Consider the following 12,451-nt stretch of genomic DNA (forward strand, 5'->3'; position numbering starts at 1 on the left):
CCGTGACCACCGCGCCCACCCCGGCCCGCCCGCTCGGCGGCGTGGCCACCGGCCTCGCCCTCGTCCTGGTCGCCGTGCTGGTCGGCGTGGCCGCGCAGCGGATGACGGCCGGCCCGTCCGCGACCGGCGCCGCCACGGCGGTCACCCCGACCGGGCGCACCACCACCGTCGAGGTGGTGGCCGAGGGCATGCGTTTCCACCCGGCCCGGATCGAGGTGCCGCCGGGCGACCGCCTGGTGGTCGAGTTCCGCAACCGGGACCACCGCCGGCACGACCTGGTCCTGGAGAACGGCGCCCGCACGGCCCTGCTGGGCCAGGGCGGGTCGGCCCGCCTCGACGCCGGCATCATCGGTGACCCGACCGAGGGCTGGTGCTCGCTGCCGGGACACCGGCAGGCGGGCATGGCCCTGCGGATCGTCCCGACCGGCGCGGCCGCGCCGCACGCCCCGTCCGGGTCGGCGGCGCCGCAGCCGAGCCTCGACGTGATGGCCGACCCCGGGCCGGCCTTCACCGCCCGGGACGCCGTCGCGCCGCCCACCCCGCCGGGCCGATTGCACCGTCGGGAACTGCACGTACGGGAGGTGGTGCGCGAGGTCGCCCCGGGCGTGCGCCAGCGGCTCTGGACCTTCGACGGCACCGTCCCGGGGCCCGTGCTGCGCGGCCGGGTCGGCGACACGTTCGAGATCACCCTGGTCAACGACGGCACCCTGGACCACGGCATCGACTTCCACGCCGGCGCGGTCGCCCCGGACGAGGTGATGCGCCCGATCGACCCCGGGCAGCGGCTGACCTACCGCTTCACCGCCACCCGGGCCGGCATCTGGATGTACCACTGCTCGACCATGCCGATGCTGCACCACATCGGCAACGGCATGTACGGCACCGTGATCATCGACCCGCCCGACCTGCCCCGGGTGGACCGGGAGTACGTGCTCGTCCAGTCGGAGCTCTACCTCGGGCCGGACGGCCAGCCCGGTGACCTGGCCAAGATGCAGGCGGAGCGCCCCGACGCGGTGGTCTTCAACGGCTACGCCGCCCAGTACGACCACCGCCCGTTGACCGCCCGCCCCGGGGAGCGGGTCCGCGTCTGGCTGCTCGACGCCGGACCCAACCGGGACACCTCGTTCCACGTCGTCGGCGCCCAGTTCGACACCGTCTACCGGGAGGGGCACTGGGAGAACCGGGCGACCGACCCGGGCGGCGCGCAGGTGCTCCAGCTCGGCCCGGCGGCCGGGGGGTTCGTCGAGCTGACGTTCCCCGCTGCCGGGCACTACCCCTTCGTCAACCACGCGATGGTCGACGCCGAGCGCGGCGCCCACGGCGTGTTCGACGTCCGGTAGGCGACGCCGCCCGGGCCGGTACGGGTACCGGGCGTCGAGCGGCTCTGTCCATCCGGCACAGTGACAGACTCGTCCCGGCCCCGGTAGATCGCTATGCTCGATCGCACGGTCAGCACGAGCAGCGGGGATGGGCGTCGATGAAGGTGCTCGTGGCGGGAGCTTCCGGGTTCATCGGCACGCACCTCTGCCGCCTCCTCGACCAGCTCGGGGCCGACGTCACACCGATCGACCTGGTCGACTGCGATGTCCGGGACACCGAGGGGCTACGTTCGATCATTGCCCGGGTGCGCCCGGAAACCGTCTACCACCTGGCCGCGGTCGCCAGCGTGACCGAGTCGTGGGCACGACCGTCCGAGACCTGGTCCACCAACGTGCTTGGCACGGCCGCCGTGCTCGAGGCGACGCGGCTGGCGGCGCCGACCGCGCGGGTGCTGGTGATGAGCACGGCCAGTGTCTACGACGGCGCGGCCCTCGACGGCCCCGTCGACGAGTCCCGACCGGTGCAGCCGCTCTCACCGTATGGGACGAGCAAGGCCATGGCCGAGACGCTCGCGCGGCACTATTCGGCTGCCTACGGAATGCCCGTGCTGGTCGTCCGACCGACGAATGTCATCGGACCCGGGCAGCATTCGTCCTACGTGGTGCCCGCGCTGTCCCGGCGGATCCTCGGTGCGCGGGCCGCCGGCCTGTCCAGCATCACCATCGGCAACTGGGACGCGGAGCGTGACTTCGTCGACGTGCGAGATGCGGTGGTCGCCCTCACCCGGATCGCGCAGCTGGGCGCCCCGGGCGGTACGTACAACATCTGTACCGGTGTCGGAACCACCATCGCCGATCTCGCGCGCCAGCTGTGCGCCCTGGCCGGCACGGAGTTGAGCGTCCTTCCCGACCCGGCGCTGCAACGCCGGATCGACGCCAGGTCACTGGTCGGCGACCCGACCCGCATCAACCGTGAGATCGGCTGGCAGGCGCGCCGGCCGCTGACCCGCACGCTTTCCGACGTGCTCGCCATGACGGCGGCGACCGGCGACGAAAGCCAATCCGGCGGCGCGAAGGCGCTGCAGCTGGACGTGCGGAAGTGACCACCCTGGTTCCGCTGTCCCGTCCGAGCCTCGGGCCGCGTGAGCAGGCGTACGTCCAGGATGCGCTGGCCTCCGGCTGGGTGTCCGGCACCGGGCCGTACGTGGAGCGGTTCGAGGCGGCCCTCGCCGAGCGGCTGTGGCGGTCGCACGTCGTCGCGGTATCCAGCGGCACGACCGCCCTCGAGTTGACGCTCGCGGCCCTGGGCATCGGCCCTGGGGACGAGGTGATCGTGCCCGCGCTCACCTTCGCGGCGCCGGCGGCGGCCGTGCTGACCGTCGGCGCGACGCCGGTGCTGTGTGACGTTTCGCCAGCGGACTGGACACTTGACCCGGTGGCGGCGGGGGACCTGATCACGGCGCACACCCGAGCGGTGATCGCCGTCGACGTGCTGGGACATCCGTGCGACTACGCGGCGCTGGCGCGGCTCGGCCTGCCAGTGATCGAGGACGCGGCGCAGGCGCACGGGGCCGCGGTCGGTGACGCCCCGGCGGGCAGCTTCGGCCTCGCGTCGGTGTTCAGCTTCCATGTGAACAAGGCCGTCACCTCCGGCGAGGGTGGCTGCGTTGCCACCGACGACGCCGAGCTTGCGGCCCGGGTGCGCCTGCTGGCTCATCACGGGATGACCCCGCAGCGGCCTTACGTCCACGAGGTCGCCGGCCGCAACGGGCGCATGACGAACCTGACCGCCGCGCTCGGGCTGGCCCAGGTGGAACGGTGGGAGGAACTGGTGGCGGCCCGCCGCCGGGTCGGTGAGCGGTACACCGCCCACGCCGACGGACTCGGGTTCGGCGGCCGGCCGGTACGGCCGGGGGTGCGGGCGTCCTGCTGGCTGCACACCGTGGCGACTGATCCGGCCACCCGGGAGCGGCTGGTGCGGTTGGGCCGGGCCAGCGGTGTCGATGTCCGGGGCATCTGGCCGGCCCTGCCGGAGCTGGCGTTGTACCGCGACCGGGCACCCCGGCCGTGGCCGGTCGCGGCAGCGGTCTCCCGGTCGTGCGCCTGGTTGCCCACCTCCGCGGACCTGACCGATGAGGAGATCGACCGGGTCGTGCGGGCGGTGCTGCGGCCGGCCGCGTCCGGCGACCCGGTCGTCGGCCCCGACCTCAGGTATTAGAACGGCGGGTGCTCAGCGCCCGAGCGCGTCGAGGACCTGGCACACCTGGCCGAGGTGGTCGTCGCCGACGGGGCGGAGAACGACGGTGTCGGCGCCGGCCTCCCACAGCGCCGCGATGCGCTGTGCCGCTGCTTCCGGTGTCCCCGCGGCGACCATCGCCGGGCTGGGCGCGGCCCGGTGCAGGTCGGCGAACTTGCTCACGATCGGCGCGGCCACCGCGGCGACATGATCCGGGTCGGGGTGTACGAGCAGGTGAAGGTAGACGACGATCTCGTGCGGGCGACCCGCTCCGCCGGCCCTGACGTGCGCCAGGTCACGGCCGAGGATCTCCGGTGTGGTGCCCTCGGCGAGGATGGTGCCGTCGGCGATCCGCCCGGACAGGGCGAGGGAACGCGGCCCGACGACTCCGGCGTACAGCGGAGGCGGCACCGGAGGCACGTGTTCCAGGCAGGCATCGGTCAGCGCGATGGTCTCGGTGGTGAGCGTGACGTGTTCGCCGGCGAGCAGTCCTCGTACGGCGGTGAACGTGGCGTCGAGCAGCGTGAGCCGGCTCCGGGCCGGGCGGGTGATGCGGCGCAGGCGAGCCGCCGTGCCGTGTCCGAGCCCGGCCACCAGGCGATCGGGGTACAGCTCGGCGAGCGCGGCGAGCTCCATGGCGTGCACGACAGGATTGCGGAGCGGAACGGGGCAGATGCCCATGCCGACCCGCAACCGGGAGCTGACGGCCAGTGCCGTCGCGGTGAGCGCAACGGAGCCGGCCCAGCCGATGTCCTCGACCAGCCACAGATCGTCGACCCGCATCGCGTCGAGGGTGCGTACGAAGTCGGGGAGTGCCGTCGGCCGGTGGGAACGGTCGAACATGACACCGAGTGCCCGCGGCGGCCTGCCACTGGGCGGCATGTGTCCTCCTCGCGTACCGGTCGTTTACCGGTGGCCGGCAAGAAACGCTACAGCATGGCCAGCGCGTCGAGGGCCAGATAAGCCAGGTCGACGTCGATGGTCTCGCCGACCCGCAGTAGCTCACGGAACCGGACCGGTGGCACGAGTACGACGTCGACGAACTCCTCCGCGTCCAACTGCTGCGCGCGCTCCGGACGGCAGTCGCGGGCGACCCCGCAGTATTTGCGGGCCGCGCAGTACGAGTCGCCGTAGCACTGCCCGACGATTTCCACCCGGCCCGCGTAGCCAGTCTCCTCCAACAGTTCGCGCGCGCCGGCGTCGGAAGGATCCTCACCATCTTCCAGATAGCCGCCGGGCAACTCGTAGACGAACCGTCCCGGTCCGGGCCGGAATTGTCGGGTGAGGATCACCTCGTTCGTGGGAGTGAGGGCGAGCACGGCAACGGTGTCTCGCTCGGTGCGGATGCTGAAGGTCTCCTCCCGGCCGGAGGGGAGGCGGTAGTCCACCTCGACGATGGCCCGGCCGAAGCGCTCGTAGGCCGTGCGGCGGCGAATCTCCTGCCACGGTACGGGGAGACGGCTGTCCGGTCCGCTGTCCATGGCTACCTCAGCCGTCGATCCTGAGCCGGAACGGCCGCTGACCCGTGCCCTTCCGACCCGGCGCGACCGGTGGTGCCGCCGCGTCGTCCGGACACTGAGTCAGGAGCAGGCTGCGCATCCGGATATTATTCGGCGATGGAGGCGATCCGGCAGCCGGGAAACGCCGACGCGGACTGTTGGATCATCGTCGAGGGTGGTGGCAGCCGCACCACGGTGGTGGTGACTGGCCCGGGTCCCGGTCGGGCCGATGGAGACAGCACCAACCCGCGTAGCGTCGGCCCGGCGCAGGCGGCACGGACCCTCCGCGACCTCGTCGCCGCGGCGCTCGCGGCCGCCAACACCCGGCCGGACGCCGTGACGTTCGCGGTGGCGTCGCACGGCGCCGCCTCGACCACAGAGGCGGCGTACGAGTTCGCTCACCTCCTCGACGGCGCGCTGCGGCAGGCCGGCGTCGCGGCTCCGGTCGCGGTCACGGGCGACATCCTGCCGCTGCTCTTCAGCGTCGAGGCGACGCTGACCGTGGCCGTGATCGTCGGGACCGGCACGGAGTACCTGGCCCGTCACGGCACCGACCGGTTCGCGGTGGCCAGCGGACTGGACTATCTGCTGACCGACGAGGGCGGTGGGTTCGACCTCGGCCTGCAGGGGCTGCGGGCGGTGGCCCGGGCGCTGGACGGACGCGGCCCGGCGACGGCGCTGACCGCGTCGGCCGGGGACTGGTGCGGCAGGTCGCCATCCGGTTCGCTGCGCGAGGACCTGTTCCGAAAGGTTCATCAAACACCGGCCCGGCCCACGGTGGCGTCGTTTGCACGCAGCGTTCTCGCCGTCGCCGCGCACGGGGATCCGGTGGCGACCGCCCTCGTCGACAGCGCCGTAGGCGAGGTGCTTGTCGGGGTCCGTACCGTGCTGCGCGCCGTCGGCGCCGACGGCGCGCAGCCGACGCTGATCCTGTCCGGCTCGTTGGCCAGCACCGACAACGCCTTCCGGGAGCGCCTGCTGAGCCGGCTCGTCGCCGAACTGGCGGAGGCGCAGATCGTCACCCACGACGACAGCGCGTTGGCACCTGCGGTGCGACGCCTCGGCGAGCTGGTGCTGCGGCACCGCGACGACCTCGGTCGACTGCGTCGGGCCGGACCGGTGGTGCTGCTGGGCTCCGAACAGGACGCCTCACCGCGTGGCGCGCCTTAGCGCCAGCCACACCAGGACCAGCGGTGCCACGATGAGCACGCCGGAAACGCTCAGTCGGCTCCAGGCGTGCTCGTCCGCCCAGTCTCCTATCTGTTCCACGAAGCTGGGAATCTGGACGACGGCGAGGACGACCGCGAGCACGGCGATGAGCGAGTCCCGGCGCGAGCGTTCTCGCTCCTCGTGTACGCGGTGCAGGCTGACCGCCAGCGCGCCGTACTTGTCCATGTGCCTCGTCAGCGCGTTCAAGGCGCGATTGCTGGACCGGTTGCTGATGATCTGCTCGTCCAGCGCCCGGTTGCGGGCCTCAACGAGTTGCTCCCGGAAGTTGACGATCCGGTCCAACAGCCGGGTGTGCCGGATGTGCAGACGGATCATGTCGACCTGCTCGCCGGCCGTGACGTCCTGACGGGTGGTGAGTTCGCCGAGCGCATCCCGGTAACGCTCGCTGAGGTCCTCGGCGATCGCGGCCCGCAGCACCCCACTGCACCAGACGAAGATCGAGGAGGAGTCGTACCCGTACTGCCGCAACCGGAAGTCGGAGCGGTCCCGCAGCCAGGCCGGCAGATGGGCCATCTCCAGGCAGCAGTCTGCGTTGACGAAGACCATGTGGTCGTCGAAGAAGCCGAAACCGGATCGAACCAGCCCGTAGATCTGCTGTCGGCTCCGACGCAACCACAGTCCGTCCTCATTGAAGTGGTCGGAGCTGTAGGACAGGATCGCGGAAATCTCCCACGCGTACTCGGCCGACTCGCGGATGCCCTCGTACAGGCTGGTGGTTTCCCGTCCCTGGGTGCCGTCGAGGTTCCAGATCTGGATCGCGAACGACCCAGGAACCGACCAACTGCGCTCGATCTCGTCGGCGGTGATGCCGATCTGCGCCACGATGGCCGCCGCGGACTGCTGCCTGAGCGTCCCGGCGACTCCCGGATCGGCGAGCAGTGACAGGAACCCCAACAGGCGGTCCACCGTGAGCGGCGCGTTCAGCTCCACCCCGACCCGCTCGGGACGCGGCATGGACAACAGGATCGGAATGGCCGACACCACGTACTCCTCGCCGAGCCACAGCACGGACTGTTGCAATCGCGACGCGTGGCTGCTGTGCACGATGCGGGCCAGCGCGGCCGGGATCGGTCCCGCATCGATGAGGTTGGAGTACTCCAGGCCCGCCCCTGGTCGCAGCTTGCTCGCGTACGACCTGTCGTCGTCGATCGCCTGGAGGGCGCCGCGCTCAAATGCCGCCGACAGGTGCGACGGGGACGCCAGGCGGTGGGCGTGATAGCAGATGACCGTGCAGCCACTGATCGAGAGCCGGTCGGTGGTCGGGGGCGCCGGCACGTCATTCGGCGAGGCGAGGATGGTCGTGTCGTAGCTCACTGGTACCTACCTTCGATGGCGACGCGGCGGGAGAGCGCCGAGGGGGCCTGATCGTCCGGGCGGTCAGCGGTAACGGATGTCGATCCGTGTCACCTGCCCGCCCGGCTCCAGGAGCAGCCCTTGGGTACGGCCGCCGCTCGCCTGGCTCGCTCCGGTGAGTCCCAGCATCGGCTCGTCCGTCACGGCGAAGATCGCCGCCAGCCGGGCGCTACCCGCCGGCACGAGGTCGGCGCTGGTGTACTGCCGGTCCGTACCCCACCCGTAGGCCGCGAACTGCTGCTCCTCCTCGGTGGTGAAGGCGAAGAGGGGGTCGAGCGTCACCGACGCCGGGTGTCGTCGCGGCCCTGCCACCGAAGCGACCCGGAAGACGAAACCGTGCTCGGGTGCGACGAGATCGAGCAGGAGGGCGGCGAAGGCCAACTCGGACAGTCCGATGCTGCCGATCATGGCGTCGATTCGCGGTTCGGCGAGACCGGCGAGGCTGAGGAGGTACGGCGGCTCGATCGTCACCAGCGACGGCACGATCACCCGACCCACGGCGGGCCGCATGAGGTCCACGAGCGTGCGGTGCAGCGGCTTCTCGGCGATCGAGTGGGTGAAGACGGTCAACGTGTCCAGGGGCTTCCCGGCCGCGTCCGCGATCCGCCGGAGGATCGGCAGCGCGTGCGCCTCCGGCGTGGTCAGCACGTCCAGCTCGGGCAGGATCAGGTGCGGCGCGAGTACGGCGTACGCGGAGAGGTCGGGCACCGGCCGCAGGCCACTGCCCAGGCCACCCAACGCGAGCGCACCTGGCTCGCCCAGCACCGCCAGCGTGGTGCCGTCGACGTAGTCGAAGACGCCGTCGAGGACGCCGTCGCCACCCGCCTGCCGGCCCAGGGTCTGCCCGCTGCTGGCACCGGGGCTGCCGTCGCGCTCCCCTTCGCCGGCGGTCACCCGGATCTGCAGTGCGGATCGCCGGAAGACGGCCTCGGCGGCCGCCGTGGCCGCCCCGTCGACCCTGGTCTTGCCGAGCGCGACGGGAACCTGGGCCGTGTCGGCATTGGCCGCCGCCAGCGCCGCCGCGGACATCGCCGCGATCAGCGCGGACCGTTCGGTTACCGGAGCCGGGGACCCGCCCTCCGCCGACTCGTGCAGCACCCTCGCCCGCACCTCGACGATCCGCTCATCCAGCGGCCGGATCACCTCATGCAGGTCCTGGTTGGCTTCGACCATCGGCGTCCTCTCGTCGTCCGGATGCGAAACGGCCTTCGCGCGCGGCGTGGCAATCGACTCGGAGAAAGGGAAAGCCGTCGCTGTCCTGTCGTTGACCCACGGTGACACGGCCAGAACAGTCTGGCGATAGACCGACCGGATCATCGCCCGGCGCTGTCAGGACGAACCGGGTGGAGCAGGCGTGTGATCCGACGTCCGCCGGGCGAGGCCCGACACCGGCTCAGCCGGTGCCGACCGCGAAGACGTGCTGCTGTCCCAGGGTGTTGCTGGGCAACGTCACCGCGGCCACCGTCTTGCCCGCGCTGAGCGGAAAGGTGCTGGCGAAGACGTACGTGGTGAGGGTCTGCCGGCCGTAGCGGGCGCTGTTGCGGTAGGAGGTCTGGGCCGCCACGGTGTTGCCGTGGCCGACGGTGCGGGTGCCACCGCCGAGGGTCCAGTCACTGAAGCCGAGGGTGACCTGTTGCGAGGTCCCGTCGGTGTAGGTGATGGTCGCCTGGCCGGCCGTACCGTCGGGCCAGCCGGTGGCGGCGCCGAGAAAGCCGATCTTCGTGGCTCCGGCCACCGGTGTCACGGCCAGCCGCTGACCGTCCGCGCGGTAGTTGTCGCGTTTTCCGGCGGCGAGGTTGGGCCAGACGTAGGTCACCCCGTTGCGGGTGACGGTGGCGCCGGCACTCAGCCCGGCGGCGGCGAGGGCCTGACGGGAGTAGCTGTAGGTCGCGCCGTCGACGTCGGCGCCGCCCGGGTACGCGTCGTCGCTGATGCCCGCGTTGTTCCGGTGGCCGCCGAAGCCGACGTCGAACACGTGCAGCCGCCCCGGAGCCGTGGCCGGCAGCGTCATCCCGACGACGGTCTTCGCCGGGTTGACGGCGAACGACGCCGCGTAGAGGTAGGTGGTGATGGGCTCCTTGCCGCCGGCCAGGGCCTGGTTGCGGTACGGCATGGTGGCCGCGACGGTGGTGCCGGGTCGGACGCTTCCCTGGCCCGCGGCGAGGGTCCAGTCGCTGAAACCGAGGAGCACCTGTTGGTTCGTGCCGTCCGCGAAGTGGATCGTCGCGGTGCCGGCGGCGCCGTCGACGTGCCCCTCGGCGCTGCCGAGCACCCCGATCGTGGTGGCCCCGGGCGGGCTGTGCAGCGTGAGCCGTTGGCCCTGGGCGATGACGTTGTCCGGCTGGCCGGGTTTGACGTTCGGCCAGGTGTAGCTGACGCCGTCCCGGACCAGCCGGCTTCCCGGTACGACGCCCGCGGCGGCGAGCGCCTCGGCGGAGTAGCTCGACGTCCACTGGTCGTAGTTGCTTCCGCCCGGGGCGCCGTCGGCGCTGCTGCCGGCGTTGTCCGCCGCGGCCACCGCATTGGTGTCGTAGGAGGGCGGCGCGGCGGCGGCGTCCGCCGCCCAGGTCGGGTTCGCGGTGGTGCCGAGGGCGACGTCGAGGGTGCCCCCGGCGGTCAGTGCCGTCGTCGGCAGGTAGGCCCTGTTCCAGGTGGCCCCGTTGTACTGCATCGACTGGACGAACGGGGCCGATGCCTGCGCGGCGGGTGCGTTGACCGTCAACGTCGCACCCCCGGGCAGCGTCAGCACGGCCTGCGGAAACAGCGGGCTGCCCAGGACGAGATCGGCGGTGCCGGGCACGGCCGGGTACATGCCGAGGGCCGCCCACACGTACCACGACGACATCGAGCCGAGGTCGTCGTTGCCGGGCAGGCCGTCGGGGGAGTTGCGGAACAGCTGAGTCTGGACTCGCCGGACCACCTGCTGGGTCTTGTGGGGCTGACCGGTGTAGGCGTACAACCAGGGCGCGCCGAAGCTTGGCTCGTTGCCCATCCAGGCCCCGGAGCCGAGGGTGTCGTTCAGCGTGACGAAGTGGGTGTCCAGGTACTGGTTCAGCGCCGCGCTGCCGCCCTTGGCGGCGGACAGGCCCCGCACGTTGAACGGCACCATGAGCGTGTACCGCCAGGAGTTGCCCTCGGCCCAGTCGTCGTAGGAGATGTCCGTGGGGTCGAAGCCGGGCCGCCACTCGCCCGACTGGCGGCGGGGCTGGACGAAGCCGCTGGCGGGGCTCAGCAGGGACCGCCAGCCCTGCGCCCGGGACGCGAACCGGGCGTGCGTCGCGGTGTCACCCACCTGCTTGGCGAAGGCCGCGAGGGCGAAGTCGGCGCTGTGGTACTCCAGGGACGTCGCGGTGGTGGCGTTGTGGTTGCAGCAGCCGTACCCTCCGTCGTCCGGCAGGTAGCCGGGGTCGTCCAGGTAGACGGTGCCGGGCCGGGCGTTGCCGGGCCGCTCGGACTGCGCGATCATCGCGGCGAGCGCCTTGGCGGTGTCGAAGTCGCGCGCCCCGAAGGCGTACATGGAGGCGATGGCCGGCACGGCCGGGTCACCGACCATCATGTACGACTCGTCGTTGGCCACGGACCACTTCGGCAGCCGCCCGCTCTGGTCGTAGTCGTTCAACATCGACCGCACCAGATCGCTGGCCCGCTTCGGCGCCAGCAACGCGACGAGTTGCACCTGGGACCGGTACACGTCCCAGCCGGAGAAGTTGGCGTACTGGTCGTCCTGGCCGGTCGGCAGCGTGCGGACCTGCCCGTCGAAGCCCCGGTACTGCCGGTTCGCGTCGCTGAACACGTTCGGGTGCAGCAGCGAGTGGTACAACGCGGTGTAGAAGGTCTTCTGCTCGTCGGTGGTGCCGCCGCCGATCCGCACCCGGCCCAGCAGTTGGTTCCAGGCGCTCCGCGCCGCCGTCTGGCACGCGGCGAAATCCCAACCGCTGAGGGTGTCACGGTTCGCTCGTGCGTTCGCCACGCTGACGTAGGAGATGCCCACCTTCGCCTGGACGACGGAGCCGGTCGGGAACGTCAGCGCGATTCCACCGTCACCGGTGACGAACGGCCTCGGCGCCCACTTCTGGCTGCTGGTGAACGCCCGGTCGAAACTCACCGCGAAGTACACCGTGTAGTGGTTGTCCTTCGTGCAGAACCTGCCGTCGGCCACCGATCCGGTGATCTCCGTCGAGCTGGCGACCGTCACGCTGGCGCTCGACGCGGCGGCCCCCGCGCTGGCCTTGACCAGCAAGGAGGCGGCCGGGCCGGCCGGGAAGGTGAACCGGCCGAGCGCCGAGCGGACCGACGTGGTCAGCTCGGTGCGGACATTGTTCGCCAGGTTCACCGAGTAATAGCCCGCCGACGCCGACTCACCGGTGTGCGAGAAGCCGACCGTGGCGTTGTCCTTGTCGGTGGGAAGTGCGCCGGTGACGGGCAGAAAGGGCAGATTGCTGTAGGCGAAACAACCCGCCCCGCTCATCCGGTTGACGCTGAAACCGGAGGTGGCGGTCGCGGCGTGGTCGTAGCCTCCGCCGGGCGCCCGTGGCGCGGTGTCCGGCGCCCATTGCAGCATGCCGAACGGCAGGCTCGGTCCGGGCGAGGTGTTGCCGGCGTCCTTCCCCGCCGATGATCGCGTGCCGATCAGGGGATTGACCAGCGCCGCCGGATCGGAGACCAGCGAAACCGCGGCGTGGGCCCGCTCGGAAGGCGAATAGATGACGGCGGTGGCAGCGACCAGTGTCGCGGCGAGCAAGCCTGTTCTCAGCCATCTCATAGCGCGCGCCTTTCCCCCGCCACGGCCGCCACGGAGCGGCGAATGACGAGAC

The 12,451-nt window shown here is 71.6% G+C and carries 9 protein-coding genes; 4 read left to right on the plus strand and 5 right to left on the minus strand.

The genetic code is table 11. The features are described from left to right. Window positions 1-2 precede the first annotated feature (2 nt). The 3 genes from AB0I11_RS03990 (at window position 3) to AB0I11_RS04000 (ending at window position 3,537) form a co-directional block, all read left to right on the plus strand. Window positions 3-1,340 (plus strand): multicopper oxidase domain-containing protein, encoded by a 1,338-nt coding sequence (locus AB0I11_RS03990; protein WP_357312542.1) that lies wholly within the window; start codon window positions 3-5, stop codon window positions 1,338-1,340. A 137-nt stretch (window positions 1,341-1,477) separates the two neighbouring features. Beyond that, window positions 1,478-2,422 (plus strand): GDP-mannose 4,6-dehydratase, encoded by a 945-nt coding sequence (locus AB0I11_RS03995; protein ID WP_357312547.1) that lies wholly within the window; start codon window positions 1,478-1,480, stop codon window positions 2,420-2,422. Continuing rightward, window positions 2,419-3,537, plus strand: coding sequence for a DegT/DnrJ/EryC1/StrS family aminotransferase (locus AB0I11_RS04000; protein WP_357312551.1), 1,119 nt, complete (start codon window positions 2,419-2,421; stop codon window positions 3,535-3,537). Before AB0I11_RS03995 ends, AB0I11_RS04000 begins: the two co-directional genes overlap by 4 nt. A 12-nt stretch (window positions 3,538-3,549) precedes the next feature. Here AB0I11_RS04000 and AB0I11_RS04005 read toward each other — a convergent pair whose 3' ends face one another. Beyond that, complete coding sequence (locus tag AB0I11_RS04005) at window positions 3,550-4,398, minus strand: LLM class flavin-dependent oxidoreductase (protein ID WP_357312554.1); 849 nt, start codon at window positions 4,396-4,398, stop codon at window positions 3,550-3,552. Between the two features lie 86 nt (window positions 4,399-4,484). Next, window positions 4,485-5,036, minus strand: coding sequence for an NUDIX hydrolase (locus AB0I11_RS04010; protein WP_357312558.1), 552 nt, complete (start codon window positions 5,034-5,036; stop codon window positions 4,485-4,487). Window positions 5,037-5,171: 135 nt separating this feature from the next. Between AB0I11_RS04010 and AB0I11_RS04015 the strand changes: the two genes are divergently transcribed. Then, window positions 5,172-6,224 (plus strand): BadF/BadG/BcrA/BcrD ATPase family protein, encoded by a 1,053-nt coding sequence (locus AB0I11_RS04015; protein ID WP_357312563.1) that lies wholly within the window; start codon window positions 5,172-5,174, stop codon window positions 6,222-6,224. Here AB0I11_RS04015 and AB0I11_RS04020 read toward each other — a convergent pair. The 3 genes from AB0I11_RS04020 to AB0I11_RS04030 all read right to left on the minus strand — a co-directional run bounded on the left by AB0I11_RS04020 (window position 6,204) and on the right by AB0I11_RS04030 (window position 12,399). Beyond that, window positions 6,204-7,598 (minus strand): hypothetical protein, encoded by a 1,395-nt coding sequence (locus tag AB0I11_RS04020; protein WP_357312566.1) that lies wholly within the window; start codon window positions 7,596-7,598, stop codon window positions 6,204-6,206. The two genes, AB0I11_RS04015 and AB0I11_RS04020, sit on opposite strands and share 21 nt — an antisense overlap. A 63-nt stretch (window positions 7,599-7,661) precedes the next feature. After that, window positions 7,662-8,954 carry a fructose-bisphosphatase class II gene (locus tag AB0I11_RS04025; RefSeq protein ID WP_357312570.1) on the minus strand — a complete coding sequence of 431 codons (1,293 nt, stop codon included), beginning with the start codon at window positions 8,952-8,954 and terminating at the stop codon, window positions 7,662-7,664. Window positions 8,955-9,030: 76 nt separating this feature from the next. Further along, window positions 9,031-12,399, minus strand: coding sequence for a GH92 family glycosyl hydrolase (locus tag AB0I11_RS04030; protein ID WP_357312575.1), 3,369 nt, complete (start codon window positions 12,397-12,399; stop codon window positions 9,031-9,033). Window positions 12,400-12,451 lie beyond the last annotated feature (52 nt).

Origin of the sequence: Micromonospora sp. NPDC050495, from assembly GCF_040655175.1 — a bacterium.
In the GTDB taxonomy this organism is placed as follows: domain Bacteria; phylum Actinomycetota; class Actinomycetes; order Mycobacteriales; family Micromonosporaceae; genus Micromonospora.